This is a genomic window from Alcaligenes sp. LTN-3 (assembly GCF_059735605.1).
This window is the reverse complement of sequence record NZ_JCAPDN010000001.1, coordinates 397,114-423,632: the sequence shown is the minus strand read 5'-3', so window position 1 is coordinate 423,632 and position 26,519 is coordinate 397,114. Positions and strand designations below refer to the sequence as shown.

At 56.1% G+C, this 26,519-nt stretch carries 31 protein-coding genes; 9 read left to right on the top strand and 22 right to left on the bottom strand.

Going from position 1 to position 26,519, the window contains the following annotated elements; genetic code table 11:
- Window positions 1-35: 35 nt before the first annotated feature.
- Together AC6I6N_RS01965 and thiD are read left to right on the top strand one after the other, a co-directional pair.
- The gene (locus tag AC6I6N_RS01965) at window positions 36-509 is read left to right on the top strand and encodes an NUDIX hydrolase (RefSeq protein ID WP_108727355.1); all 474 of its coding nucleotides are present in this window, start codon (window positions 36-38) and stop codon (window positions 507-509) included.
- The gene (gene thiD / locus AC6I6N_RS01960; protein ID WP_497942884.1) at window positions 506-1,312 is read left to right on the top strand and encodes a bifunctional hydroxymethylpyrimidine kinase/phosphomethylpyrimidine kinase; all 807 of its coding nucleotides are present in this window, start codon (window positions 506-508) and stop codon (window positions 1,310-1,312) included. The genes AC6I6N_RS01965 and thiD overlap by 4 nt, the downstream gene beginning before the upstream one ends.
- 102 nt (window positions 1,313-1,414) lie before the next feature.
- On the opposite strand, the gene hisI is transcribed toward thiD, so the two are convergent.
- From hisI to AC6I6N_RS01920, 8 genes are all read right to left on the bottom strand, one after another.
- Complete coding sequence (hisI, locus tag AC6I6N_RS01955) at window positions 1,415-1,930, bottom strand: phosphoribosyl-AMP cyclohydrolase (protein WP_497942882.1); 516 nt, start codon at window positions 1,928-1,930, stop codon at window positions 1,415-1,417.
- Entirely contained in the window at window positions 1,920-2,378 is a 459-nt protein-coding gene (gene fur, locus AC6I6N_RS01950; protein ID WP_125277858.1) for a ferric iron uptake transcriptional regulator, read from the bottom strand. Before fur ends, hisI begins: the two co-directional genes overlap by 11 nt.
- 25 nt (window positions 2,379-2,403) lie before the next feature.
- Window positions 2,404-3,798 carry a dihydroorotase gene (locus AC6I6N_RS01945; RefSeq protein WP_497942877.1) on the bottom strand — a complete coding sequence of 465 codons (1,395 nt, stop codon included), beginning with the start codon at window positions 3,796-3,798 and terminating at the stop codon, window positions 2,404-2,406.
- Window positions 3,795-4,253, bottom strand: coding sequence for a SufE family protein (locus tag AC6I6N_RS01940; protein WP_321278339.1), 459 nt, complete (start codon window positions 4,251-4,253; stop codon window positions 3,795-3,797). The genes AC6I6N_RS01945 and AC6I6N_RS01940 overlap by 4 nt, the downstream gene beginning before the upstream one ends.
- A complete protein-coding gene (gene yidD / locus AC6I6N_RS01935; protein ID WP_108727350.1) occupies window positions 4,246-4,521 on the bottom strand; it encodes a membrane protein insertion efficiency factor YidD in 276 nt (91 codons plus the stop codon). Before yidD ends, AC6I6N_RS01940 begins: the two co-directional genes overlap by 8 nt.
- 130 nt (window positions 4,522-4,651) lie before the next feature.
- On the bottom strand, window positions 4,652-5,593 hold the full coding sequence (gene folE2, locus AC6I6N_RS01930; RefSeq protein WP_230018508.1) for a GTP cyclohydrolase FolE2: 942 nt from the start codon (window positions 5,591-5,593) through the stop codon (window positions 4,652-4,654).
- Window positions 5,594-5,655: 62 nt separating this feature from the next.
- Complete coding sequence (gene zigA / locus AC6I6N_RS01925; protein WP_166727098.1) at window positions 5,656-6,873, bottom strand: zinc metallochaperone GTPase ZigA; 1,218 nt, start codon at window positions 6,871-6,873, stop codon at window positions 5,656-5,658.
- A 227-nt stretch (window positions 6,874-7,100) separates the two neighbouring features.
- Window positions 7,101-7,802 (bottom strand): helix-turn-helix transcriptional regulator, encoded by a 702-nt coding sequence (locus tag AC6I6N_RS01920; RefSeq protein ID WP_094196458.1) that lies wholly within the window; start codon window positions 7,800-7,802, stop codon window positions 7,101-7,103.
- Window positions 7,803-7,873: 71 nt separating this feature from the next.
- Here AC6I6N_RS01920 and AC6I6N_RS01915 point away from each other — a divergent pair, with 71 nt between their 5' ends.
- Window positions 7,874-8,239, top strand: coding sequence for a VOC family protein (locus AC6I6N_RS01915; RefSeq protein WP_094196457.1), 366 nt, complete (start codon window positions 7,874-7,876; stop codon window positions 8,237-8,239).
- A 108-nt stretch (window positions 8,240-8,347) separates the two neighbouring features.
- Here AC6I6N_RS01915 and AC6I6N_RS01910 read toward each other — a convergent pair whose 3' ends face one another.
- The 5 genes from AC6I6N_RS01910 to metE all read right to left on the bottom strand — a co-directional run bounded on the left by AC6I6N_RS01910 (window position 8,348) and on the right by metE (window position 15,740).
- Entirely contained in the window at window positions 8,348-10,060 is a 1,713-nt protein-coding gene (locus AC6I6N_RS01910; protein ID WP_094196456.1) for an acyl-CoA dehydrogenase family protein, read from the bottom strand.
- A gap of 21 nt (window positions 10,061-10,081) precedes the next feature.
- Window positions 10,082-10,729 carry a TetR/AcrR family transcriptional regulator gene (locus AC6I6N_RS01905; RefSeq protein WP_094196455.1) on the bottom strand — a complete coding sequence of 216 codons (648 nt, stop codon included), beginning with the start codon at window positions 10,727-10,729 and terminating at the stop codon, window positions 10,082-10,084.
- Window positions 10,730-11,174: 445 nt separating this feature from the next.
- Window positions 11,175-12,203 (bottom strand): methionine synthase, encoded by a 1,029-nt coding sequence (locus tag AC6I6N_RS01900; RefSeq protein WP_094198328.1) that lies wholly within the window; start codon window positions 12,201-12,203, stop codon window positions 11,175-11,177.
- A gap of 29 nt (window positions 12,204-12,232) precedes the next feature.
- Window positions 12,233-13,210, bottom strand: coding sequence for a DUF1852 domain-containing protein (locus AC6I6N_RS01895; RefSeq protein WP_094196454.1), 978 nt, complete (start codon window positions 13,208-13,210; stop codon window positions 12,233-12,235).
- A 238-nt stretch (window positions 13,211-13,448) separates the two neighbouring features.
- On the bottom strand, window positions 13,449-15,740 hold the full coding sequence (metE, locus tag AC6I6N_RS01890) for a 5-methyltetrahydropteroyltriglutamate--homocysteine S-methyltransferase (RefSeq protein WP_094196452.1): 2,292 nt from the start codon (window positions 15,738-15,740) through the stop codon (window positions 13,449-13,451).
- Window positions 15,741-15,851: 111 nt separating this feature from the next.
- Between metE and AC6I6N_RS01885 the strand changes: the two genes are divergently transcribed.
- Entirely contained in the window at window positions 15,852-16,766 is a 915-nt protein-coding gene (locus tag AC6I6N_RS01885; RefSeq protein ID WP_094196451.1) for a LysR family transcriptional regulator, read from the top strand.
- Window positions 16,767-17,018: 252 nt separating this feature from the next.
- Here the strand turns inward: AC6I6N_RS01885 and AC6I6N_RS01880 are convergent, their stop codons facing one another.
- Window positions 17,019-17,984 (bottom strand): alpha/beta hydrolase family protein, encoded by a 966-nt coding sequence (locus tag AC6I6N_RS01880; protein ID WP_497942870.1) that lies wholly within the window; start codon window positions 17,982-17,984, stop codon window positions 17,019-17,021.
- Window positions 17,985-18,322: 338 nt separating this feature from the next.
- Here AC6I6N_RS01880 and AC6I6N_RS01875 point away from each other — a divergent pair, with 338 nt between their 5' ends.
- A complete protein-coding gene (locus AC6I6N_RS01875) occupies window positions 18,323-18,592 on the top strand; it encodes a hypothetical protein (RefSeq protein ID WP_497942868.1) in 270 nt (89 codons plus the stop codon).
- 79 nt (window positions 18,593-18,671) lie between these two features.
- On the opposite strand, the gene AC6I6N_RS01870 is transcribed toward AC6I6N_RS01875, so the two are convergent.
- Both AC6I6N_RS01870 and AC6I6N_RS01865 read right to left on the bottom strand, forming a co-directional pair.
- Complete coding sequence (locus AC6I6N_RS01870) at window positions 18,672-18,896, bottom strand: hypothetical protein (RefSeq protein WP_000743213.1); 225 nt, start codon at window positions 18,894-18,896, stop codon at window positions 18,672-18,674.
- Entirely contained in the window at window positions 18,893-19,630 is a 738-nt protein-coding gene (locus AC6I6N_RS01865) for a recombinase family protein (protein ID WP_001366550.1), read from the bottom strand. The genes AC6I6N_RS01870 and AC6I6N_RS01865 overlap by 4 nt, the downstream gene beginning before the upstream one ends.
- A gap of 147 nt (window positions 19,631-19,777) precedes the next feature.
- Here AC6I6N_RS01865 and AC6I6N_RS01860 point away from each other — a divergent pair, with 147 nt between their 5' ends.
- Genes AC6I6N_RS01860 through arsB form a run of 4 tightly spaced genes read left to right on the top strand, consistent with a single transcriptional unit; the run spans window position 19,778 to window position 22,441 of the window.
- Entirely contained in the window at window positions 19,778-20,110 is a 333-nt protein-coding gene (locus AC6I6N_RS01860) for an ArsR/SmtB family transcription factor (RefSeq protein ID WP_000447876.1), read from the top strand.
- On the top strand, window positions 20,107-20,874 hold the full coding sequence (gene arsH / locus AC6I6N_RS01855; protein WP_001239389.1) for an arsenical resistance protein ArsH: 768 nt from the start codon (window positions 20,107-20,109) through the stop codon (window positions 20,872-20,874). Before AC6I6N_RS01860 ends, arsH begins: the two co-directional genes overlap by 4 nt.
- Window positions 20,871-21,377: an arsenate reductase ArsC gene (locus AC6I6N_RS01850; RefSeq protein WP_000140066.1), complete on the top strand. Its 507-nt coding sequence runs from the start codon at window positions 20,871-20,873 to the stop codon at window positions 21,375-21,377. The genes arsH and AC6I6N_RS01850 overlap by 4 nt, the downstream gene beginning before the upstream one ends.
- Window positions 21,374-22,441, top strand: coding sequence for an ACR3 family arsenite efflux transporter (gene arsB / locus AC6I6N_RS01845; RefSeq protein ID WP_001272375.1), 1,068 nt, complete (start codon window positions 21,374-21,376; stop codon window positions 22,439-22,441). The genes AC6I6N_RS01850 and arsB overlap by 4 nt, the downstream gene beginning before the upstream one ends.
- Before the next feature lie 354 nt (window positions 22,442-22,795).
- Here arsB and AC6I6N_RS01840 read toward each other — a convergent pair whose 3' ends face one another.
- The 6 genes from AC6I6N_RS01840 to AC6I6N_RS01815 form a co-directional block, all read right to left on the bottom strand.
- The gene (locus AC6I6N_RS01840; protein ID WP_000211355.1) at window positions 22,796-23,020 is read right to left on the bottom strand and encodes a type I toxin-antitoxin system ptaRNA1 family toxin; all 225 of its coding nucleotides are present in this window, start codon (window positions 23,018-23,020) and stop codon (window positions 22,796-22,798) included.
- A gap of 63 nt (window positions 23,021-23,083) precedes the next feature.
- Window positions 23,084-23,332 carry a hypothetical protein gene (locus AC6I6N_RS01835; RefSeq protein ID WP_000213809.1) on the bottom strand — a complete coding sequence of 83 codons (249 nt, stop codon included), beginning with the start codon at window positions 23,330-23,332 and terminating at the stop codon, window positions 23,084-23,086.
- A 4-nt stretch (window positions 23,333-23,336) separates the two neighbouring features.
- Window positions 23,337-24,764, bottom strand: coding sequence for a P-type conjugative transfer protein TrbL (gene trbL / locus AC6I6N_RS01830; RefSeq protein WP_001405816.1), 1,428 nt, complete (start codon window positions 24,762-24,764; stop codon window positions 23,337-23,339).
- A gap of 10 nt (window positions 24,765-24,774) precedes the next feature.
- On the bottom strand, window positions 24,775-25,011 hold the full coding sequence (gene trbK / locus AC6I6N_RS01825; protein WP_000718002.1) for an entry exclusion lipoprotein TrbK: 237 nt from the start codon (window positions 25,009-25,011) through the stop codon (window positions 24,775-24,777).
- A 12-nt stretch (window positions 25,012-25,023) separates the two neighbouring features.
- Window positions 25,024-25,803, bottom strand: a complete 780-nt coding sequence (gene trbJ, locus AC6I6N_RS01820) for a P-type conjugative transfer protein TrbJ (RefSeq protein WP_000836966.1) — start codon at window positions 25,801-25,803, stop codon at window positions 25,024-25,026.
- 140 nt (window positions 25,804-25,943) lie between these two features.
- Window positions 25,944-26,132: a FitA-like ribbon-helix-helix domain-containing protein gene (locus AC6I6N_RS01815; RefSeq protein ID WP_000024442.1), complete on the bottom strand. Its 189-nt coding sequence runs from the start codon at window positions 26,130-26,132 to the stop codon at window positions 25,944-25,946.
- Window positions 26,133-26,519: the final 387 nt, after the last annotated feature.

Sequence of the window (26,519 nt, the reverse complement as noted above, 5' to 3'; positions counted from 1 at the left end):
TGCCGGATGGCTATCCTTGACTAGGAGTTGCTATCTTGTCGTCTGACCACTCTCCCGCCCCCGTCGGCCCGGTTGCCGCCACCCTGGCTGCCGTCATCCGTCAAGACCAGATTTTGCTGATACGCCGCGCCAATCGGCCCGATGCCGGACGCTGGGCCTTTCCGGGCGGCAAAATCCGCGCGGGCGAAACCATCATGGCGGCGGCCCATCGGGAGTTGGCCGAAGAAACCGGCATACAAGGCCAGGCCTTGCAGGTCTTTGATGCGCTGGATGTGTTTGACCGCGAGCCCAGCACCACACCCTTGGCCTATTCACACTTCATTCTGATTGCTGTGCTGTTTCGCTGGCAGCAAGGTGAGCCACAGGCAGGCGATGATGCCCTGGACGCACGCTGGTTCAGCAATGCGGAACTGAACAGTCTGGATGTGGCACACAGTTTTGACGTCGTCCGAGTTGCCCGTCAGGCATTGGCATTGGCTGCCACTCAAGATCAAGCAGGCCAAGCATGATTCCGAATGTATTGAGTATTGCGGGCACAGACCCGACCAGCGGCGCTGGTATTCAGGCTGATCTGAAAGCCATGTACGCCTTGGGTGCCTACGGCATGAGCGTAATTACAGCCGTGGTCGCGCAAAACACCCAGGGCGTGCGGCGTTTTGTGGCGCTGGAGCCGGACTTTGTGGCGGACCAGTTGGACGCGGTGTTTGAGGATGTGCGCGTGGATGCCATCAAGATCGGCATGATCGCCAACGTAGGGATTGCGGAAGCGATTGCAGACCGCCTACACCATCACGGCCTGGACTGCCCGATTGTGCTGGACCCGGTCATGGTTGCCAAAAGCGGGGACCGTTTGCTCAGCCCCGAAGCCGTCTCCGTGGTGCGCGACAAGCTGCTGCCCATGTGTACCCTGCTCACCCCCAACTTGCCCGAAGCAGGCGATTTGCTGCAAAAACCGGAACCCGCCTCGCTGCAAGAAATGCACAGCACTTTAAAGGATTTGTGCTTGCTGGGCCCTGAATGGGTGCTGCTCAAGGGCGGCCACCTGGACGGCCCGGACAGTGTGGATCTGTTGCAAGGTCAGGGGCAGAACCATGTTTTTCAGTCGCCCCGCATCCCGACACGCAACACACATGGCACGGGCTGCTCACTATCTTCTGCCATTGCGGCCCTGCTACCGGGCCGCAGCGTGCCAACTGCGGTGGGTTTGGCCAAGGAATACCTGAATGGCGCTTTGGCCGCTGCCGACCAATTGCAGATCGGCCTGGGGCAAGGTCCGGTGCATCACTTCCATGCTTTATGGCCTCTCAAGTAAGCTCTCTCCCATTACAACTGATCGCTATGCGATGTGCAGTCTGACTGCCCTGCAGTTTTACGAGTGCGAACAGTCAAGCGGCTCCATTGAATGAGACAAACACTACAGCACGGTGGGATTGGGCACATCCCCATACACTTCTTTGGGATCAAAGGTCTTGGCGGACTCGACAAAGACCAGATCCTGACCTTTGCTATGCTCGGCACCCACCGGCACCTGCCGGTAGAAACAGGAGTAATAGCCCACGTGGCAACTGGCCCCGGAACCGGCTACCCGCACACGTAGCCACACCGCATCCTGGTCGTCGTCGATGCGCATTTCCTCTACCGTCTGCACCAGTCCGCTGCTGGCACCTTTATGCCAGAGCATTTGACGCGAGCGGCTCCAGTAATGGGCTTGCCCTGTCTGTATGGTTTTCTCCAGGGCTTCCCGATTCATGTAACCCAACATCAAGACCTCGCCATTGCTAGCGTCTGTCGTGATGCAAGCAATCAAGCCGTGCTCATCAAACTTGGGAGCCAGTTCGTGGCCCTCTTCCACTTGCTCTACCGAAATTCGGCGTCTTATTTGTACTACCGTATTTTCAGCAGACCTGGTTTCTTGTCCTTTAGTCTTCACGTTTCTTCCTTGTCATCATAGGTTCCGGGCGATATTCGCAATCCGGTGTCAGGCAACGGCCATACAGCACATGGCTATGTTCCAGAACCTGAAAGCCCCGTTCTTGAGCAATCGCTTTTTGTCGCTGCTCAATAGCTTGGTCATGAAACTCCTGCACACGTCCGCAGTCCGTGCAGATCAAGTGATCATGGTGTTCGCCGTCATCCAGCTCATACAGCGCCCGGCCAGATTCAAAATAAACCTGCTTTAGCAAGCCTGCCTGTTGCAACTGGGTCAACACACGGTAGACCGTCGCCAGGCCGATCTCGCTGCCTTGTCGTATCAATTGGCGATACACATCGTCTGCCGTCAAATGACGAATGCCGGGGGCCTGGAATATCTCAAGAATCTGGATACGGGCTGTGGTCACCTTCAAGCCACGCTCTTTAAGCTCTTTTGAATCCGTCATGGCGCACTCCTGATTGAATGGGCGGCTAAGGGACGTCCAGAAAACGCAGCGGCCTGCCTTGCGCCTGCCCTTCCAAGGCTTCATCACGAACCACACAATGGCCGCGCACAATGGTGTGAATTGGCCAGCCTACAACGGGCATACCGTCGTAGGGAGACCAGCCGCTGACACTGGCAATCCAGTCATTGCGGATACGGCGGCGTGCCTTCAAATCCACAATGCTGAAATCCGCATCAAAGCCCACAGCGATGCGTCCCTTGCCTTCCAGACCAAAAATCCGGGCAGGCCCGGCACTGCTCAAATCCACCAGCCGTTGCAGACTCAAGCGACCTGCATGGACATGGTTCAACATCACGGGTAGCAAGGTCTGCACGCCGGTCATGCCGCTGGGTGAAGCGGGATAGGCTTGGGATTTCTCCAGCAAGGTATGTGGCGCGTGATCGCTACCAATGACATCCACCACACCCGAGCGGATCGCCTGCCACAGCGCATCTTGATGAGCTTGCTCGCGCACCGGCGGATTCATTTGCGCCAAACTGCCCAGACGCTCATAGCATTCAGGGGCTTGCAAACTGAGATGATGCGGGGTCACCTCTACGGTCACGCGGTGTTTGTGGGCGGCCAGAAACTGCATTTCCTCTGCGGTGGACACATGCAGCACATGCAAGCGGCGATTCACCTCTGCCGCCAGACGAACAATGCGTTGGGTCGCCTTCAAGGCACTTTCCACATCACGCCAAACCGGATGTTGGCGCACGTCGCCGCTATCCAGAGCGATCTGTTTGCGTTCACGCAGCCTGGCCTCATCCTCCGCATGCACCGCCAGCCGTCTACGGCCATGACGCAAGATACGACGCAAGACGTCGTCCTCATCCGCCAACAGGTCCCCAAAAGAGCTGCCCATAAAGACCTTGATGCCTGCGCAGCCTGGAAGCTGCTCCAATTCCTGCAAAGACTCAGCATTCAAGGCGGAGCCACCGATATAAAAGGCGTGATCACACCAGCTACGGCCTTGAGCAGCATCCAGCTTGGCTTGCAAGTCAGTGGCTCCCAAGGTCAAGGGATGGGTGTTGGGCATCTCGAAAACCGCCGTCACCCCGCCCAGGACCGCGCCCCGTGTCCCCGCTTCCAGATTCTCTTTGTGCTCCAGCCCCGGCTCTCGGAAATGCACCTGGCTGTCGATTACCCCTGGCAATACGTGCAGCCCCGTAAGGTCCAGCACGCAGTCCGCACTCCAGCCGGGCTGCAAATCGCCCAGAGCCATAATCCGACCTTGCACACAGGCGATATCGATAGGCTCGGCCCCGTTAGGGGTCATTACCGTACCGCCACAGAGCAGCAAATCAGCATGGCGCAGATTATGCCGCTTGGTCGTTTCTGCGGTCCGGGAGAGAGGGGCCTTCGGGATTGCTGGTGTCATGGTTTTGCCTTTGCGGCTTCTGCATCCAAAGCGGCTTGCGCCTCCAAACGAATCCGCTCCATCATGTGAAACAGGCCATTGGCACGATTCGGTGACAAGTGCTGCTCCAGTTCAATTGCCTGTAAAAAGTCAGGGGGATGGGACAGGATTTCTTCAGGCAAACGCCCCGAATACACCTTCATCAATAACGCCAACAAGCCGGTGACGATGGCGGAATCACTACGAGCTTGAAAAAACAGCTTGTGATCACGCAATTCAGAGATCATCCAGACCTGTGCCTGACAGCCATGCAAGCGGTTCGCCTGCGTACGCCATTTTTCTGGGAAGTCCGGCAAGGAGCGTCCCAGATCAATCAGATATTCGTAGCGCGCCATCCAGTTACCCAGGCACTGGAAACTGTCCACAATGGATTGCTGCGCCTGGGCTATGGACTCTGGTGCTGCGCTCTTATCCACGGCCATCTCCTGAATGCTTGGGCGTTTGGCTACCCTGATCGCCACGAGCCGGAACAGGGTCATGCCCGCCCGGATGCCAGGGGTGACAACGGACAATACGCCGTGCGGCCAGCCAGCTTCCTTTGAGTGGGCCGTGCGTCTGCAAGGCTTGGATCGCATATTGCGAACAAGTCGGATAAAAGCGGCAACGTGGCCCCAGCAATGGGCTGATAAAAAGCTGATAGCCGCGAACCAGCAAGATCAGGGCAGAGGCAAGAAAGGTTTTCATCGCCGCTCCGATACACGAAAGCGAACCACTCGCTCAGACGGATTAATCGTGATCTGGTTTGTCCTCTCCAGCGGCAAGGACGCGTGAGGGTGCAGTAGTGTTTGGCAAGGATTGATAAATACTAAAACACTCATGACGCCACGCCCCCGTTCAATCGCGCAAAAGGCGTCTCTGTCATCAAAGGCGTTTTAAACGCCACCGCATCATGGGGGTGCAAACTCTCCAGATGGCGGACCTGAATGCCAGCGTTCTGATAGTCCACCAAGGCCGCTTCTATACGACGCGCCGCGTCCTCCACAAACATCAGATTCTGGCCATTCAAGGCCGCAAAGGCTTGCTCATCGGCCCGTTTGACGGCCGTTTGCAAAGGTGTTGCCAGTGCCTTCTCGACACGATCAATCAAGGCTAAAAATCCGAAATCCTCGCTATCTTCCGATACCTGAACCTGAACCAGAGCCTGACTGCGCTGGCTGTGCGCAGTAGCCAGGCTGGCGTGCTTGTGCAGCCAGGCCGCTACCTCCTCAGCACGCAAGTCAGGCTGCCGTCCAAAGGCCTGCATAAAGCCCTGTTCAATCAATTGCCGAGCCAGCGCAGCGGAACAAGGACAGGTCGACGAATAGCCAATCTGAACCTGCATTTTGCACACAAAACTGCCGTCCACGAGACGGGCTTCCAGCACAACGGGATAGGACTTCCATCCTGCCAAGTCCTGCGTCACCAGGGCAGGCCGTCGCAGCAATAAATCAAAGCTGAAACCCAGTCGCGCACTGCGCGTGCCGCAGTCCTCCTGGCTATCCACCATGCTTTGCAAAAGACGCCGCAGCCCCAACAGCGACAAGGCCTGTTCTGGTGGCACGTCATTGAGCAAGCGATACAGCCTGGACATGTGTATCCCTTTCACATGTGCCAGCGGCAAATCAACCTGGGCATCGACACGCGCATGAAGTTGGCGCGTATAGCCCGGTTCGACCACGGTAATAGGTAAATCGATTCCCTCCATGCCCACCCAGGACAGCGGAGTCAGGCCATAAGTGGAATCGTTCAAAGCCGGGTCGGGAAGGACAACAGTCATACTCAACATCCAATCAAAAGGTCTTGCCCAAGCCGACAGGGACTAGGCAAGACCTCATTCCATCAAGGCCAGTCTGAGAACGGATTCGTCCATGTTGTCCAGGTGCTGGGACCGCTGGCCATTTCTTCATCACTTAACAGGCAGGCATCGAAACGGGCACGCAATGCGGCCTCGTCCATATCCATGCCAATCAGAACCAGCTCCTGACGCGCGTCCCCGACGCGCTCATCCCATTTTTCCTTGATCAGGGCTACCGCTTCGGGGTCTTCCGGCCAACGTTCGGGCGGCATGGAAGCCCACCAGTAACCCGCCACGTGATAGCGAGCCACCGCACCCGCCTGTGACCAGGAACCGGCCAAGGTCGGGAAATTCGCCAACCAGAAAAAGCCTTTGGAACGCACCACGCCGGGCCATTCGCTTTCAACGAGCTCCAGAAAACGCTGCGGATGGAACGGGCGGCGGGCGCGGTACACAAAATTGCCTATGCCGTACTCCTCCGTTTCCGGGGTGTGAGTGCCACGCAATTCCTGCAACCAACCGGGGGCTTTGGATGCCTCTTCAAAATCGAACAAACCGGTGTTAAGTACGCGATCCAAGGGCACCTTGCCGAACTCGGCTGTTTCAATACGAGCACGGGGATTAAGGCTATTCAGAATTGCCATCAGGCGTTCACGCTCTGGTTCGCTGATCAAGTCAATCTTGTTCAGAACCAGCACATCACAGAACTCGATCTGCTCAATCAGCAGGTCCACGACGGTGCGCGCGTCGTCTTCTCCCAGGGATTCGCCACGGGACTGAATACTGTCTTGCGAACTGTAATCGCGCAGAAAGTTAAAAGCGTCTACCACCGTGACCATCGTATCCAAACGAGCGACCTCACCCAGGCAACGACCATCCTCGCCTTCAAAGGTGAAGGTTTCAGCCACGGGCAGCGGCTCTGAAATACCGGTGGACTCAATGACCAGTTGATCAAAACGCCCTTCCTTGGCCAGACGGTCGACCTCCAGCAACAAGTCCTCACGCAAGGTGCAGCAAATACAGCCGTTACTCATCTCCACCAGCTTTTCATCCGTGCGCGATAGCTCCGCCCCACCATCACGGACCAGAGCGGCATCAATATTGACCTCACTCATATCGTTCACGATGACGGCGACACGGCGGCCTTCGCGATTGTTCAGGATGTGGTTCAGCAAAGTCGTCTTGCCCGCTCCCAGAAAACCGGACAAAACCGTTACGGGAATGCGGGCCGAGGGATCGACCGGCGTGTTATCGGGGTTCATCGTCATTTCTCTTCGTCCTTGAGCCATCAATGGGCGGTTCCTTGCAAAGGACTCTCGCCAATTATGATATGTTATAACATAACAATAATTGATCAGGAAAAAACCCTCTTGTAAGGAGGGCTTGAAGCGCAGGACGGAGAAACTGGTTCTCACAGAGCGACGTAGCAGGGATCAGGAAACAAGAAGCAGGTGTCAGGTGTCAGGTGTCAGGTGTCAGGTGTCAGGTGTCAGGTGTCAGGCACATAGCTTAGCTCTGTTTGTATTTCGCGCCACTGCTTGAACAAATCAGCCCGATGCCGAGGATAAGACTCTTCCAGACTGACCAATCCTCGTATCCTGTCCGTGCGGAAGTGCCGGAAATCCCCTTTCAATTCACACCAGCCCACCAGAATCCGAAAGTGCTGAAAGTAGCCCAAGGAAAAAGGCCAGATCACTCTCTCCGATTCTTGCCCTGCCCCATCTATATATGTGATGCTCAGCTTGCGCTGCAAACGAATCGCTGTACGCGCAATGCCAAGATCAACACGCTCAGTATCCTGAATCACCCTGGGCCCAACCCGTAAAGCGGTACTGTCCAGGCTGTCTCTCAAGCTATCCGGCAAGACCGTCGAAATCTTGGCCATAGCATCGCCAGCCGCTTTGGTCAGCGGTTCATCCGCGAACTTTTCTACCCAGCGAAAGCCCAGTACCAAGGCATCCAGCTCCGCTTGAGAAAACATCAAAGGGGGCAACATAAAACTGGGTCGCAGCACGTAACCCACACCGGGTTCCCCTTCTATATCAGCACCTTGTGCCTGCAAGGAAGCAATATCTCTATACAGCGTCCGAATGCTGATGCCCAGCTCTTGAGCCAGCCGCGCACCACTTACCGGACGCTTATGTCGGCGTAGCACTTGTAAAAGGGAAAGAAGTCGTTCCGCTCGGGCCATGCTAGATACTGCCATTTTTTGGCAGTATGGTCACCCATAATGATCTTCTCAATAACCATGTTGGAGCGATCATGAATCACCCAAATCTTTTGCTGCTCTACGTCCAAGACCCCGCTGCCAGCCGCCTTTTTTACGAAAAACTGCTACAAAAAGCGCCTGCTGAATCCTTCCCCACCTATGTCGCCTTTGAGCTGAACAAGGGCTTGACGCTGGGCTTGTGGTCTACCCAGGCAGCCAGCTTTGTATCATCCGGAACCGGCCATCGCTCCGAGCTCTCTTTTTTAGTAGACGATGATGCGGCTGTTGATCAACGGCATCAAACCTGGGTAACAGCGGGTATCCCCATAGAGCAGGAACCCAAGACAGCCGTTTTTGGGCGCACATTTGTCGCTCTGGATCCCGATGGGCACCGACTAAGGGTCTGCACGGCAGCGTAAAACGGAAGCTGCCTTGCCTGCAAAGCCGCCAAGATCAAGCAACAAGGGCTATCCAAGACTTAGTCCTGATAGCCCTTTGCTCACTCCATACTTAGTAAGCCGCACCAATCAATCTGCCACCATCGCTCTGCGCATGATTTTCTGCGCGACTGACAAGGACGTTGTCATTCCCAAAGTGCCGTAATGCGCCCCCCAAGTTCCAAGCTCCCCGGAACTACGCGTACTTAAAAACACATCCGCCACTTCCTGCGGGCTATAGCGCAACAGCTCAGCGGCCTGCAAAACACGGGCGACGGCTTCGGTCATAGGGCGGGCCAGGAACTCATCCTCAATCGCGGCTCTCACCAGACGTTCAGTGTGCTGTACCAGGGCATCGAAGCGCTTGTCTTGCCCGACCAAGGGTCTGATTTCATTGAAAACCGCCTCCACCGTGAGCGGATCTCTGATCATGGCGCGCCGCACATCCATGCACATCATATTGGCCGTCCCTTCCCAAACGCTGTTCAAGGGGGACTCTCGATACACACGAGCCATGGGGTTTTCTTCAATAAAGCCATTGCCGCCGTGACACTGCAATGCCTCGTTCGCAATAGAAGGCGCGCGCGAACAATTGAAGTATTTAGCCGCAGGCGTGGCCACCCGCGCCAGCAGCCTTTCGTGTTCACTGCCTTGCATCAGGTCAGTGGTCTTGGCGACTCGCAAGGACATCAAGGTTGCCGCTTCCACTTCTACCGCCATATCCGCCAGCACATTGCTCATCATGGGTCGGTCGGCAATAGAGGTCCCAAAAGCCTTGCGTGATGTGGTGTGACGCAGGGCCAAGGTCAGCGCCTGCCGCATTAACCCCGCCGAGCCAATCGCAAAATCCAGACGTGTCAAATGCGAGTGCGACAGAATTTCCCGAATACCGCGCCCCTCTTCCCCTACCCGAATTGCCAGCGTGCCCGCATATTCCACCTCACTGGATGCGTTGGAGCGATTACCCGCCTTGTCCTTCAGACGCTGCACAAAAAAACGGTTATAGCTGCCGTCCGGCAAGGTACGGGGCAAGAAGAAACACGTGACATCCCCATTGACCTTGGCCAGCGTAAAAAAACCATCGGACTGCGGCACCGAACAAAACCATTTATGCCCCGTCAGCTCATACCAATGCGCCGTGGCACCGTGATAATCCACACTATGGGAGAAGCGCGCGGTCGTCTGCGTCTCGCGCAGATCTGAGCCGCCCTGCTTTTCTGTCATCGCATAACCAATCACCACCGAGGGTTTGACCCCCACTTCGCGGCGACTGTATTCATAGCGTGTCCCTTTGAGCTTGTCCGCCCAGATCGCCAAAGCAGGCTCGGCCTCGAAACCAGCATAAGCCGCATAAGCCATGCCAGTCGGGCAGCCCGTACCGTGCTCCACCTGATTCCACAGATAGGACAAGACGGCGCGGGCGAAGTGGCCGTTTGCCTCTTGGGTACGCCAGCTTAAATTGGGCACCTCGTGCTGCCAGGCCAGGCCCATCAACTCATGCCAGCTAGGGTGAAATTCCAACCAATCAATCCGGTTGCCGAAGCGATCATGCGTTTTAAGCTCAGGAATATGGCGGTTCGCCAAACGAGCCAGTTCCTGCACATTTTCATCGCCGGCCACCGCCCCCAAAGCCTGACAGCGCGATGCGGCCCAAGGGGCTTCACGGCTAATGGCATCACGTAAAACCTGATCGCCCGTAAAAGCATTGAAACCACTGGCGGGCAAGGCCTGATTCAAAACCTGATGTGTGCTGTAACGATCCTCGGGCGCATTCAACATGCTGAGGGAGAGCGGCTGGTTCATGGTTGTCTCCAAACTGTTTTTCTAAGACGTGGCAGAAAGGACTGCCACACTGGCACACGCCATCTGGGCAATCTGGTCAGCCAGCGCGGCCACTTGGCGCTGGTAACTGTCCGTGCCATCGTGCTGCTGACGGCTTAAAGGAGAAAGCGGGCCAATCAACCCTTCCATGAAACCGCCCACGATGACGGTCGCCGCAATATCGGGCTGCACATCCTGGCGCATTTCCTGCGCGTCCTGACCTGTGGAAACAATGGAGTGGATGACCTGGCTGATCGCGGCGCGGTACACCAGACGAGCCGCGTCGATTTCCTTGTCGCAAGGCTCGGCAATCAAGGCATAGGCCAAACGAGGATTACGCATGGCGCGCTTCACAAAAGTGGAGACAGCGGCATGCAGGCGCAACATGGAGGAACCATCGGCCTGTGCAATGTCCGTGAGCACATCGACCTCGCGCTGGGACACCAGCGACAGGACTTGCGCGAACAGCTCGGCTTTGGAGGGGAAGTAACGATAGACCGTCCCCGTGGCAATACCGGCAGCGGCCGCCACACTGGCCACCTGCGCTTCCTGCCAGCCTCCTTCACTGACCAAAGCGCGAGCGGCTTCCAGGATACGGCTGCGATTGTCTTGCAGACGGGCTTGAACGGCGGGGGTTTGACGGTAGGCCATAAAGAAGTGAACCAAAATTCATTACATGAGTGAATCCTAGTTCATTTCTTTGTCATGGACAAGAATTTCTTTAATCAGGGGTGTAAATAGACTCGCCTACTGGCATTGCAGGCTGCTCGGGAGCATCTGTTATTTGAAACCCAGTCCCTAGAGCCTAGGGTTTGGCGTTTGGGCAGTGGAATTACTCATCGCTCTGCCCTTTCTTCCGCCTGTCCTCCCTTTATGCCCGACCCGCCTTAACACCAGGAGCACTGAAGAAACAAACCCAAGGCCCCCAGCAGACCTCCGAAACACGCTGCATTATGTTGCCAAGGCCGGCGCACATGGAAGGATCAACACAATCAGTCGCCCCAATAAAACTGCCCCCAGTCACAGCGATGGCAAAGCCATCAATACTGTTTGCTGGGGGCAGTCTGAACGAGCTAGCGTGCAGGCATCAAGCCTATCAGGCCGACAGTTCCTTACGAACGATTTCAGCACCGGCGCTCAGGGCGTGCAACTTGCCGCGAGCCACGGCACGTGGCAAAGGTGCCATACCGCAGTTGGTGCAGGGGTACAGCTTGTCCGCGTCTACAAACTTCAGCGCCTTGCGCAGTGTGTTGGCCACTTCGTCAGCGGTTTCGATCACGTTGGTGGCTACGTCAATGGCGCCAACCATCACTTTCTTGCCACGGATCAGTTCGATCAAATCCATAGGAACGTGGGAGTTCTGGCACTCCAGGGAAATGATGTCGATCTTGGATTGCTGCAGCTTCGGGAAGGACTCTTCGTACTGACGCCATTCCGAACCCAGCGTCTTTTTCCAGTCCGTGTTGGCCTTGATGCCATAGCCGTAGCAGATGTGCACAGCGGTTTCGCACTTCAGACCTTCAATGGCTCGTTCCAGAGTCGCAATACCCCAGTCGTTCACTTCGTCAAAAAACACGTTGAAAGCGGGCTCGTCAAACTGGATGATATCCACGCCTGCAGCCTCCAGCTCTTTGGCTTCCTGGTTCAGGATCTTGGCAAATTCCCAAGCCAATTTTTCACGGCTCTTGTAGTGGTTGTCGTACAGCGTATCGATCATGGTCATGGGGCCAGGCAGCGCCCATTTGATCGGCTGCGAGGTTTGCTGACGCAAGAATTTGGCATCATCCACAAACACGGATTTGGGACGAGTCACGGCACCCACAACGGTAGGAACACTGGCGTCGTAACGGTCACGAATACGCACAGTCTCGCGCTTTTCGAAGTCCACACCTTCCAGATGTTCGATGAAGGTGGTGACGAAGTGCTGGCGAGTTTGTTCGCCGTCGCTAATCAGGTCAATACCGGCGTGCAATTGTTCTTGTAAAGACAAGCGCAATGCATCTTTCTTGCCTTCGACCAGGTCCTCACCTTCCAGTCTCCAGGGCGACCACAGCTTCTCGGGTTCAGCAAGCCAGGAGGGTTTGGGCAAACTGCCAGCGGTGGAGGTGGGTAGCAATTTTTTCATAATTAAATAACCTTGTTGTTTTTGATGAATCAAAGCGCGTAACTGGCTGCCCATTGATCAAGAATCACTTTGTATGGCTTGATAAAACTTTCTTCGGTAAACCGGCCCTGTTCAACCGCCAGACGGCTACGTTCTTCGCGATCGTAGACAATTTGCGTGATCGAGTGATCGGAATTTTTCAGGCTGGGCTGATAGCGCATTCCTGCGGCCGAGTTGGCATTGTAAATCTCAGGGCGATAGATTTTCTGAAATGTTTCCATCGTGCTGATGGTACTGATCAATTCCAGATTCGTGTAGTCACTGAGCAAATCACCACGAAAGTAAAAAGCAAAGGGCGCAACGCTATTTGGGGGCATGAAATAGCGAACCTGCAGGCCCATTTTTGCGAAGTACTCATCCGTAGGCGAAAACTCATTTTGCTGATACTCAATGCCCAATACCGGATGCTGGTTCCCCGTACGGTGGTAGACCTTGCTGCTGGACACGCTCAGGCAAATCACGGGGGACTTGTTGAAGTTTTCTTGGTACAGCGCAGAATTCACGAAAGACTTAAACAGTTTGCCGTGCAAATCGCCAAAGCCTTCCGGGGCGCTGAAGCCATTTTTGTTCTTGTTGTGCTCCTGCAGAACCACGCTGAAGTCGTAGTCACGCACATACGAAGAGAAGTTGTTGCCGACAATCCCGTCGATACGCTTGTTTTCTTTGTGATCGACGATATTGGTTTTCAGGATTTCAATGGTAGGGAAAGTGGAACCATTACCTTCAACATCAATATCAACAGAGACAATATCCAGTTCGACCGAATAACGATCTCCATTAGGATTGTCCCAATGTGCCAGATTGTTGAAGCGATTGTTAATCATCGCCAGGGTATTGCGCAAGTTTTGCTGACGGCTTTCACCACGGGCCAAGTTGGCAAAGTTGGTGGTGATGCGTGTGTTATTGGATGGACGGTAGTTTTCATCAAAACGAATGCTCTTGATGCTAAACGCGAATTCTTTATTCATTTTTTATGTATGCCCTGATTTCTGATTTCAATCTCGAATTTATTTTTAGTTAATACGTTAATGTATAAAAATAAATTCATCTTATTTATGTATGCCTTGCGCTGATTGTCTGGCCGACTGCTGGGGCCACACTGTTTGCCCTCTTCTTCCTGGTAAAACCAGAAAACAGTGTTGAATCGCCTCCAAACAAAGTCCCGGCTTTGGCCGGGACTCACCGCCAAAACGGTTCCCGACTCAATCAGGCACTTGCCCGCAAGACTTTGGCTGCCGCCACCATATTGGTCAAAGCCGGAATCACCTCAGCCCATTGACGTGTCTTCAAGCCGCAGTCGGGGTTCACCCACAGACGCTCTGCTGGCACGCGCTCGGCGGCTTTCTTCATCAAATTCACAATGTGCTGCTCGGTTGGAATATTGGGCGAGTGAATGTCGTACACGCCGGGGCCAATCTCGTTGGGGTACTGGAAAGTCTCGAAGGCTTCCAGCAACTCCATGTCCGAACGGCTGGTTTCAATGGTGATCACGTCCGCATCCATATCCGCGATGGAGGAAATGATGTCGTTGAATTCCGAGTAGCACATATGTGTATGGATTTGCGTCTCGTCACCCACGCCGTTGGCGGCGATGCGAAAGCTCTCCACCGCCCAGTCCAAGTAGCTTTGCCATTGCGATTTACGCAATGGCAAGCCTTCACGCAAGGCAGCTTCGTCGATCTGGATCACATGCACACCGGCCTTTTCCAGATCCAGCACTTCTTCGCGAATGGCCAGCGCCAGTTGCAGGCAAGAAGCCGAACGAGGCTGATCATCACGCACAAAGGACCAATTCAAAATCGTCACGGGGCCGGTCAACATGCCCTTCATGGGTTTTTGAGTCAGCGACTGGGCGTAGGTAATCCATTCCACCGTCATAGCCTGAGGGCGGCTGATGTCACCAAACAGGATGGGTGGTTTCACGCAGCGCGAGCCGTAGGACTGCACCCAAGCAAACTGAGTGAATGCGTAACCGTCCAGTTGCTCACCAAAGTATTCGACCATATCGTTGCGCTCGGCTTCGCCGTGCACCAACACGTCCAGACCCAGTTTTTCCTGCTCACGCACGCTGCGCTCAATCTCGGCACGCATGGCGGCCTGGTAGCTGTTCTCGTCCAGACGACCCGCCTTGAACTCACTACGAGCACGACGGATTTCTACTGTCTGCGGGAAAGAACCAATCGTGGTGGTGGGGAATGCAGGCAACTTCAAGAACTCAGCTTGCTTGGAAGCGCGCTGTGCGTAGACGCTCTTGCGCTTGCCCAGCTCGGCCGAAATACGAGCTACCGCTGCTTTCACCGCAGGATTGTTCACTCGAGGCGAGTTGCGACGGGCCGTCAACGCGGCCAGGTTCTCGGCCAGCTCTTCCTTGACAGCCTCACGGCCTTGGCTCAAGGCTTTGCCCAATACGCGCAGTTCGTCCAGCTTTTGCAAGGCAAAGGCCAACCAGGACTTCACATCGGCATCCAACTGTTGTTCGCTGTCCAGATCAACTGGCACATGCAGCAGCGAGCAGGAAGGAGCAATCCACAGACGATCGCCCAATTGCTTGGCGATAGGCTCAACCCAGTCCAGTACGGCGGTCAAATCTGTTTTCCAGATATTGCGACCATTGATCACGCCCAGAGACAAGACTTTCTCGTCACCCAAAAGCTTAAGCAATGCCTCCACGCCATCACGATCGTTGATGGCATCCACATGCAGACCGGCAACAGGCAAGCTGGCGACCAAAGCAGCATTTTCCAGCAGCTGACCAAAGTACGTCGCTACCAGCAACTTCACGTCAGCAGACTTCAACTGCTGATAAGCGGTCTTGAACGCTTGCTGCCAATCGGCATCCAGCTCGGTAACCAGAATAGGCTCATCAATCTGCACCCACTCCACGCCTGCTTTGGCCAGCGTATCCAGCAATTGAACATACACAGGCAACAAGCGATCCAGCAGGGCCAGCTTGTTGGATTCATCCTTGGCCTTGCCCAGTGCCAGATAGGTCACGGGGCCAATGATCACAGGCTTGGCGTTCACGCCTTGCGCCTTGGCTTGCGCCAGTTGCTCCAGCAGATGCGAGGCATCCAGCTTGAACTGGGTATCAGCCGTAAATTCAGGGACGATGTAGTGATAGTTGGTGTCGAACCATTTGGTCATTTCACCAGCAGCCACACCACCGCAGCAGGCGCCGTGATCTTCCAGACCTTTGGCCGATCGACCCCGTGCTACGCGGAAGTAGTTATCCAGCTCGTCACCCTGAAAGCCCTGCACACGCTCAGGCAAGTTGCCCAGCAAGAAGCTGGCATCGAGCACCTGATCGTAAAAAGAGAAATCGCCCACGGGCACCAGATCCAGACCGGCCTGATTCTCCCAATGACGCTGGCGCAGTTGGGCACCCAGAGCCTTGAGTTCGTCACGCGAAGACTCGCCCTTCCAGTAGGACTCCAAGGCGAACTTCAGTTCCCGTTTGGCGCCAATGCGCGGAAAGCCAAGATTATGAATCGTCGTCATGTGATGCTCTCAATAGGCCAGTGGATTAAAGAATGACTTGCATTGTAGGAAGCCCAATCAATGAAGTAAAATGGTCTTATCTCACCAATCCATGAATATCATTCACGTATCATGTTAGAGCGCATCCATCTGGCCGTCGTCCAGCAAGTTGACAAGCAAGGCTCCCTGACCGCCGCCGCCGGCGTGCTGCACGTTACCCAATCCGCCCTTAGCCACACCATGCGAAAACTGGAGCAGCAACTGGGCACCGAAATCTGGCGCCGCGAAGGCCGCAACCTGCAATTGACGCAAGCTGGGCAGTATCTGCTGGCCGTTGCCAACCGCGTTCTGCCCCAGTTGGATCTGGCCGAAGAACGCCTGGGCCAGTTCGCCCAAGGCGAGCGAGGATCACTGCGTATCGGCATGGAGTGCCACCCCTGCTATCAATGGCTGCTGAAGATCGTCTCGCCGTATCTCAGCGCCTGGCCAGACGTGGATGTGGATGTGAAGCAGAAATTCCAGTTTGGCGGCATCGGCGCGCTGTTTGGCTATGAAATTGATCTGCTGGTCACCCCAGACCCGCTCTATAAACCCGGTTTAAAATTTGAGCCCGTGTTCGACTACGAGCAGGTACTGGTGGTCAATAAAGACCATGCCCTGGCGAACGTGGACTATGCCAAGCCCAAGGACCTGGACCGGGAGGTGCTGATCTCCTATCCGGTGGACATAGATCGGCTGGATATCTACAACCAGTTTCTGCTACCTGCAGGCATCGCCCCACGACGCCACAAAGCGATTGAGACAACAGACATCATGATGCAGATGGTAGCCAGTGGACGGGGGGTCGCCGCCCTACCCCGATGGTTGGTGCAGGAGTATGCAGAGAAACTGGATGTGGTGCCGGTAAAGCTGGGCAAGCACGGCATCGCCAAGCAGATTTTCCTGGGAATGAGGGAAACGGAAGCAGTGATTGATTATCTGCAGGCGTTTATGGATCTGGCTCGGGGGGCTGGCCCGGGCGGCGTGCCAAACAGTCCTAACGCCTAAGCTCAGGCAGTCAACGCTAAGGCATAAGATGGGCTGCCAATGAGCGGGGTGGCTTCGTTACAAGCCCTCGGCAGGATAATCCGATTGTCAGCGTCCATGATATTAGGTTTCGTTTGGCAAGATTGAGGGCCTGACGTTGCCAAAGAACAATAGCGATCTGTCAGCTTGCTAGGATGAGGCATTCCGTGTCCTGCACACCCATTAACATGAAACCATCACTGCCGTTTTCAACGATCGTATGCGCCAACGCAATCAGGGAACTGGCTTTTCATCGTTAGCGAGATTCTTGCGAAAGAAAGCAAGCACTGTGCTGTTGAGTTCCGTATGGAAGACCTGACGGTCAAACCCAGGGGGATCTGAACAAATTTCGGGGGCCCGCTTCGCCATTTCGGGAGTGCACGGCGCTAAGAAAGCAAAATGTTCGGCAGCAGCCACGGTATAAAACTCGACTCTTTCTGACAATGCGTGAGCGATGGCAGCAACGCTTTCGGGCGTTACGCCATCACCACCCTGCTCAGAGCGCCAGAGTTGCACGGGCACCTTCACATTTTTGAAACTCTCAACCGTGAAAAAGTCACTGAGCGGATCAGCGACCACGGCAGCCTTGATGCGCGGATCATGGGTAAGTGTCAGCAATTCCCCCTGTTTCGCCTGCTCACAGGCCGGGTTGTCTTTGTGTTTGCATAACAACTCACCAAGTGGATTGGCACCGATGCTAACCAACCCGGTGTAGCCGCCACGTGAAAACCCAAAAAAACCGACACGCTGGGCATCAAGCTTGGGCGCATCGGGCCATGAGTCAAGCATGAAGTCAATCAAACGCCTGATATCAGTTGGCCTTTCGACCAACACAGACAGGTCTCCGTAACGCCTTGGATTCAGTGCGTTGTCACCATGATTAATGGCGGCAACGACAAAACCAGCATTCGCCAAAGTCTCGGCAATGCCCCGATGACCAAGGAACGTGCCACCCCAACCGTGCGAGATCACCACGAGCGGAAGATGGCGACCAACGACTGGGCAATCCTTGGCAACGGACATGACGTAAGGACCAATCTTTACCTCCTCCAAGGGCTGCGAACATGGATACCAGACAGCACCTTTTAGTGCAGGACTATCCGATTCGGCCGGAATTTCAATACGATGAAAGCCAGCCGCATGGGCAACGATCGTCGTAAAGCTCAAAGCAGCAGCAAGAACAAGTTTTAGAGGATGCATTTATGTATTTTATTCTGAATATGAATCATCCTTAGCGCAAAACTGGACTTCGATTTTTATCTATTTGCTCATGATGTAGGCTGTTCTCAGGGAGCTAAATAATTTCACTCTGTCTGAACGCAGCTCACCCCGCGACGATAGGTGCCTATACCCGGCCCACCTCGCTACGCAAAGCTCTTGGCATGGATCGCAGACCTCGATGTCGCACTACCCTATTACCATTTCCGACGCCAAACAGCCCGCCATTGGCATTGGGTGACAGAAACCCAAAGGAGGCCTTTCTTTGGCGAAGACGACGCACAACAGTTCCTGAAGGGTAAGAACACGCCGAGTCAGAAATGCAGACAAGTGCTCACACCGAGCTGCCCACCGCCTGGGCGCCTTCGCGTAGCAATGAAATTGATAAGCAGCCAAAAGAAAAGACAGGCAAGACGGGGAGCTGCTTGAAAACAGAGAAACAGCAACACTTATGTTTGAAACTGACTCACTCTGCCGAGCAGCACCATTCCAAAAACAAAAAAGCCCGCAATTACGCGGGCTTAGCAGCACTTTCATGCCATGTGGTGCCTGGCTATGCCAGACGTGGGATCATTCCCACTCGATTGTAAACAAGCACACAAAACCCTTTAGTGACAACAATTTGCAAGAACTATCAGGCTCAGTGCCATGAAAAATACCATGACCAGATCATGAGGTTGAACACGGCTTGCGCCGGCAGCGTTCACGCTCCTGGTCGGCGATCTCGCCCGGCTGCAATGCTAGCTCAGCATCGGTCATGCGCTCCAGCACGTCGCGTAGGCGGATGGTGCAAGGAATGGGCGGCAGCTCGAACTCATAGCCGCCGGCGATCATTTCGGCCGCAATCTCCTCGGTGATGAAAAACGGCTCGTCGTCTTGGTTCGGCTTCTTCATGCCCTTTCCTCCTGGCGCTCATCCTGGCCGACAGCGGCCAGGGCATCGGCTTCCGTCAATGCGTCCTCCACGAACGCGCCGTGCTGCTTCGCTTCGGCCTGGCTGACCTCGGCCCATATCCGTTTCACCTGGGCCGCACTGTACCCGGCCAGCTCGGCGGTCTTGTTGATGCTGTAGCCGGACTTGCGCAGCGCGACAACTTGGGCGCGGCGCTTCGGATCAGCACGGCGGCCCTTGTACCGCCCGGCCTGGCGGGCCAACTCAATGCCTTGGCGCTGGCGTTCGCGCCTGTCCTCGTAGTCGTCGCGGGCCATCTGCAAGGCCAGGCGAAAAAGCATGATCTGCACGGCTTCCAGCACGATCTTGGCGACGCCCTGGGCCTCGGCCGCCAGGTCGGATAGATCGACCACGCCAGGGACGGCCAGGCGTGCGCCTTTGGCCTGTATCGAGGCCACCAGGCGCTCGGCCTCGGGCAAAGGTAGGCGGCTGATGCGGTCGATCTTCTCGGCAATGACCACCTCGCCGGGCTGTAGGTCGCCGATCATGCGCAGCAGCTCAGGCCGGTCGGCGCGTGCGCCGGATGCCTTCTCACGGTAGATGCCGGCGACGTAGTAGCCGGCGGCCTTCGCGGCCGTAGTGATCGCCTCTTGGCGTTCCAAGTCCTGCGCGTCGGTGCTGACGCGCAGATAGACCCGCGCCACCATCGGCGCGGCTACTGGCTTCGTCCTGCGCATACTTGCGGGCTCCTTTGGGCATACTCAAATGCACCCATCTTAAACTGGCAGGCCAATTTATCACATATCGATCTAAATGCGCCTAGCTCATTTTTACAGCTTAAATGAGCTATTGAGCACACTCCATATTTCGACTATTATTGAAACATGGAAACGATAAATGCTGTAGCCGCCCTGGCGGCCATCGCTCAAGAATCGCGCCTCGCGGTGTTCCGGCTTCTCGTCCAGGCCGGCCCCGCCGGCATGGCCGCCGGAAAAATCAGCGAAGCGGCCGGCATCCCGCCGTCTTCGCTATCCTTCCACCTGAAAGAGCTGGCACACGCCGGCATGGTCACGTCGCGGCAAGAAGGCCGATTTGTGATCTACGAGGCGAACTTTTCGACGGCCACTAACCTGGTGGCCTTTCTCACGGAAAACTGCTGCGGCGGCCAGGTGTGCAACCTGTCTTGCACCACGGAAGCCGGGAAGGTGTTGGCATGAGACTTCGCCATCTTTCCGACCCCGATTCTTTGCCCGCTTTGGACAAATCCTTTGCCATCGAGCGCCCGGCGCTCGGGCTGGCACCCGACGCCCCGCCGGTGCGTATCCTGCTGCTGTATGGCTCGCTGCGCGCCCGCTCGTTCTCACGGCTGGCCGTCGAGGAAGCGGCCCGGCTGCTGCAATTCTTTGGCGCAGAAACACGCATCTTCGACCCGTCCGATTTGCCGTTGCCCGATCAAGTGCAAAGCGACGATCACCCGGCCGTCAAGGAGCTGCGCGCCCTGTCCGAGTGGTCAGAGGGACAAGTCTGGTGCAGCCCGGAACGCCACGGTCAGATTACCAGTGTCATGAAGGCGCAGATTGACCATCTGCCGCTTGAAATGGCCGGCATCCGGCCGACCCAAGGCCGCACCCTGGCCGTGATGCAGGTATCCGGCGGCTCGCAGAGCTTCAACGCCGTGAACACCTTGCGTCTGCTCGGCCGCTGGATGCGAATGTTCACCATTCCGAACCAGTCGAGTATCGCCAAAGCGTTCCAAGAGTTCGACGCGGCGGGCCGCATGAAGCCCTCGCCGTACTACGACCGAATAGCCGATGTGATGGAAGAACTGGTGCGCTTCACGGCGCTGGTACGGCCGCACCGTGAAGCACTGACAGACCGCTATTCCGAACGGAAAGCGGCCGGCCACGTCATCGACGAGGCCACCGATCTTTCATCCATCGCCATTGCTCCCCAGCCACTACCAGAAAGCGAAACATCATGACCGAAAGAATCTATAACGTCCTCATCCTCTGCACCGGCAATTCGGCGCGCAGCATCATGGCCGAAGCTCTCATCAACACGATGGGGCAAGGGCGCTTCCGCGCCTACAGCGCCGGCAGTCACCCAACCGGCAAGGTCAATCCCTTCGCCGTCGAAAAGGTGGAGTCGGTGAATTACCCGACCGAGAATCTGCGCAGCAAGAGCTGGGACGAGTACGCCACGCCCGACGCACCGAAGATGGACTTCATCATCACCGTCTGCGACAACGCCGCCGGCGAAATGTGTCCGGTGTGGCCTGGTCAGCCGATCTCGGCGCATTGGGGATTTGAAGACCCGGCCGCCGTCGAAGGCACTGACGCCGAGAAGCGCCGGGCCTTCGAACAAACCTTCCGGCACATGATGAACCGCGTCCGCCTGTTCGTGAATCTGCCTCTCAAAATGCTTGACCAGACGGCCATCAAGCGCGAGCTGGCGAACATCGGCAAGACCGAGCAGGAAGCATGAGCGCCGGCGCACAGGCCATCGCCGCGAAGCCGCGCCAGGCCCCGATGAGCGGCTTCGAGCGTTACCTGACGCTGTGGGTGGCCCTGTGCATCGTCGCCGGTGTTGCGCTCGGCCAGGGCCTTCCTGACGTGTTCCAGGCCATAGGCCGCATGGAAGTGGCCCAGGTCAATTTGCCGGTGGGCCTGCTGATTTGGGTAATGATCGTCCCGATGCTGGTCAAGATCGACTTCGGGGCGCTGCACCAGGTCAAAGAGCATTGGCGCGGCATCGGCGTCACGCTGTTCGTGAATTGGGCCGTCAAGCCATTCTCGATGGCCCTGCTGGGGTGGCTGTTCATCCGACAAGTGTTCGCTCCGTTCCTGCCGGCCGATCAACTGGACAGCTACATCGCGGGCTTGATCTTGCTGGCCGCCGCGCCCTGCACGGCAATGGTGTTCGTGTGGAGCCGCCTTACCAACGGCGACCCGCTTTTCACGCTCTCGCAAGTGGCTCTGAACGACGCCATCATGATCGTGGCCTTCGCGCCCATCGTCGGCCTGCTGCTGGGCATGTCCTCGATCTCGGTGCCTTGGGACACGCTGCTGATTTCGGTCGTGCTCTACATCATCGTGCCGGTGATCCTGGCGCAGCTCTTGCGGCGGCATCTGCTCAAGCAAGGACAGGCCGCCTTTGAACGGGCCATGCAGAAGATCGGGCCGTGGTCGATGGCCGCGCTGCTGCTGACGTTGGTTCTACTGTTCGCCTTCCAGGGCGAGGCCATCATCCGGCAGCCGTTAGTGATCGCCATGCTAGCCGTGCCGATCTTGATTCAAGTGTTCTTCAATTCCGGGTTAGCCTACTGGCTGAACAAGCGGGCGGGGGAAAAGCACTCTGTCGCCTGTCCTTCGGCCCTGATCGGTGCCAGCAACTTCTTCGAGCTGGCCGTGGCGGCCGCCATCAGCTTGTTCGGTCTGCACTCCGGCGCTGCATTGGCAACCGTGGTCGGCGTCCTGGTCGAAGTGCCGGTGATGCTGCTGGTCGTGCGCGTGGTGAATCGCTCGAAGAGCTGGTACGAACGAGGTTGAACATGAGTAGGAAAAAACTGAGGAAATGATTGCAGATTGCCGCGCCGGCCGCTTCCTGGCGCATTCGATCACTGACCTGGAACACCTAGTATCCATGCTTGCTGAGGTCGCCCGATGACAGACCCAAAGAACCTAGAGAACAGGCTGCATGAGAAGGCCGACCCGGCCCGCGCCGTTTCCACTGGTCGGGTGCGCTACACACTGGCCGAACTACTGGCCGACGCGGAAGCATCCGGGGCTTACCCGCTGCCGCCGGAGGAACGCGAATGGATGGATGCGCCGTCTGTGGGTCGGGAATGGCCAAACAGTGAAGATTGAAAAAGGCGGCCAGTTCGAGTGGCCGCCCTTTCGTCATTAGCTGCACGCTTGGCGCAAGGCGTTCATTGCTTCTTGAAAATCAGCCTGTGTCGCCCGGCCCGTTTCAGCTTGGTAGTACACCACCATAAAAGCATTAGCGACGGCTTCGGCCAATGGCCCAAGGCTCCGCGCTTCCGCTTGGTTGATGTACTCCAAAGAAGAAAGAATAGCCGCTGCTTGATGCACTGCTTGCCCTGGTTCGATAATATGTTGTGTTGTCATAATTCACCTCTCCAGTAGGTGTTGATTGAAAGTGCCGGGCTGGTTGTGGCCAGCCCGGTGCGCCTACAGGTACAGCCCCGCCGCCTCCGCGAATGCTGACCGCTCATTCCTGCCGCCATTAACCTCAATACTTATCGGCTTAGTTTCGCTCTCTCTCATAGGGTCTGGCCGTGATACAAAAGCGGCTGTTTCTGTCTCTGCATCGACCTCGGTCGATTGATCACCCAGCGGCGAAATAAATACCTGGCTGACTTCTTCCCTTGGCGCTTCATCCAGGGCCGCCAATGCGGCCATGTATGTTGATGTCGTCATCGTGCTAACTCCTGACTTCGTTACTATCTGGGCCAGAATCGGCGCCCAAGCTATTGCCCTCGAACTGGCCAGATTGGCTTGCTTCTTTCGGCTCCATGCTTTCGCGTATCGAAGCAGCCAGTTTTCCGCCTGTGGTTTCGCTCACTCGCTCCTGGAATCCCTGCTTCACTTGAGAGCCGACACCCTTGGCTAACTCGGAGGCCGTGCCTGTGGCCAGCTTCGCGGCCTTGGCAAAGCCGCCACCGCTTGAGCTACTGCCGCTGTCACCAAAGCCAGCCGCTTGGGCGAATGGGCTACTGCCAGCAGTACCCGCTTCACCACCACCGTTTCCGCCACTGCTGACAACTGACCCCATGCTGGACATGTCACCGCCGGTTTCCATACTCGCTGATGCTTTCTGAAAAGCCGCTTGGAGTGCACTTGCACCTCCGGCTGCACCGGCTGCGGCACCCATAACCGCTTTACCTGCCAGGGCAGCGCCGCCAGTTGCCATACTGGCCGCCGTCACCGCCGCCCCAACTGCCGCACCCGCACCGAAGTTTCCAATTCCACCGGCTGCGCCAATACCACCACCAGACACAAGACCAGAAATCATCGGCGGAACTTTGTTGACCAAGAAAAGCAAGATGACCGATATAACCAACATCACGGCCAGTTCCTGGGATGCCATGTTCTCGCTGATTTGCGTGTAGTAGTGATTGATGAACTCTTTGCCAATCGCAACCAGAAGCACCATTGCCATAAGCTGTGCGGCCAGGCCCAGCACGGTCTTGTAGTAATTGATCGCCATGTCGGAAGTCCAACGACTTCCACCAAAGCCAAGGAAGAACACACCGGCATACAACAGAATCCAGGCTGATGCGAGCAACAGCAACAGGTTGACCGCAATCAACGCCAGGACAAACAAAACAGCCAGGGCCATTAGCTCCATGACCAGAGCAGTTGCCATCTGCCGCCATCCCAGCTCCGAGGTGGCCTGTACTGTGCGGTTGTATAACTCGAAACCAAGATCAAGGATGCTGGAGGGCCCAAGATTGCTATTGGAAAGTCCCCCCGCCTGCGCGCCCAGAGTTTGCAATGACTGAACAATCGTACCGGCGATATTCATGCCCTGGTTCGCATTCGTCAGCAACCACCAGAAAAAGCCGGTGAAGATCGTGAAGCGAACGAACTCCGCGAAGAACTCGCCAATGTCGGCCTTGCGCAAAGCCATCATGCCGAATGTCCAGACCATCGAAATCACAACCAGCGTCCAGAACAAACGCGATGCAGCGGACTCAATAGCTGGCCCCCATGTTGCGGCAGCATCATGAAAACGCTTGAGCACATCATTCATAACACCGCTGCTACTTAGCTCCTGCGCCATTGCAGGTTCAGCCAGCACCATTGTGGCGACCATCATCAAGCCACCTAGAGCAATTTTCTTTCTCATGGCGACCACCTCAATAATCATCTTTAGGGCTGGGCTTGAACTCCCACTGACGCATCTGCTTGGCCTTCTGGAATGCTCTGCATTCCTCGGTAAAGGCCTCTCGGTTCGCTTCGCTGCGCATTTCATTCAGTGCTGCCTGGAACGCATCGGGGGCACACGTCGCCGCATTTGGTTCGGGCATCCTTTCCTGTTCACATCCAGCCAACAACAGCAACGTAGCCGCGGTAGTAAAAAAGATTTTTTTCATCTCACCGCCTCCCTAGTAGTTGTCTGCCGGACTCGGGCGAAACGTCCAGGTACGCATTTGCTCGGCCCTGGCATCACCTCGCGCCTCGGCATCGAGTTCTGCTGCAATCCGGGCTGCCTCCGCGTTGTGTTGGGCGGTCAACATGGTGCGAATCTGCAAGAGCTGATTGGCCTGCTGGCTGGCGAGCTGGTTGGCGTAGCCGATGGCCTGTAGCTGGCCAGTTGCACCCTGGGCCGCGCCTTGCAGCCGCTCCAGGGTACGGGCGTCATCCTTCAAAGCCTTTTGCTGGTCGGCAACGGTCTGGAACAGGGCATCGTTGGCCTTCTTTTGCGACTCTGACGCCAGGCGGCGGTTCTCTTCCATCGCTGCCTTTTCGGCCGGCGTGCATCCGCCGCTGCCGTTGAAGCATGGCGAGCTGCGGTAATAGGCCACGTCCTGAAACTTGGCCAGGTAACGATCCAGGCTGCCTAGCTGGTTCTCGTAATAGGCCAGCGTGTTTTGCGCGGCAATCAGCCGGTTGATCGTAGTCTGCGCCTGATCCCAGATATACGCGGCTGGGGCCATCGTGTTCTGGAGCTGATTTTCGTACTGCTGCAACTGGGTCTGGTACTGCTCAATCTGCTTGAGCGTCTGCGCCACCGACTCGATGGCCGTCATGATGTTCTGGGCCAGGTTGCCGCCGTCGATGACGGGGATACCAGCTTGCACAGGGGCGGTGGTAGTGGTGATAAAGCCGGTTGCGAGTGCAACGGCTAGAGCGGTTTTTTTAGCCGCTAAAATTTTGGACTTCATGGTCGTACTCCGTCGATGAAAAGAAGGCATTGCCTTGACCAAGCGTTGTGCTTGTTCTCGGCAACGTTTCATCGAAGAGCTACGCCACTAGCTGATCGGTATTGCCCTTGGCGCTGAGGCCCGGACTTACAAACGTAAAACTACTCTGTTTTTTTATCGCTTTCGGACAAGCCAACTTCCCGGCCAATCTCTTCAAGCTCTAGCGGCTGTACTGCCGCCGTCAGTATTTCGCGTATTTCCGCGTCGGTGCTCCTATCGTTGAGCGCTGCTCGAACTTTCAACGCACGGTGCACCTCGGCGGGTAAATTCCTGATAAGCACATTTGCCATATCAATACCCTTTTGGTGTACCCGACAACCATGCTATCAAAGATATTAAAAATAGCAAGACCTATACTCTTGCAACCGGCGGTAGCCGATCAGCCCCGCAGGGCAGGATTCCCGTTGAGTGCCCCCGGCGCGAATAAGGGACAGTGAAGATAGATAACCGGCTTGCCGGTTAGCTAACTTCACCCATCCTGCCCGCATTTCACCCACTATTGAAAATCTAGCGCATATCGAACGTAAAGCGTTTTATCGTCAAACAAACACCGATTCTTGGCAACATAACCGTAATCGTCACCAAATCGGCCTGCAATCGACATAGTCGCTTCAAAATCGCTGCTCAATCGGCTTTAAATCGGAACCTAAAATGCCAACAATCGACACAAACCATTC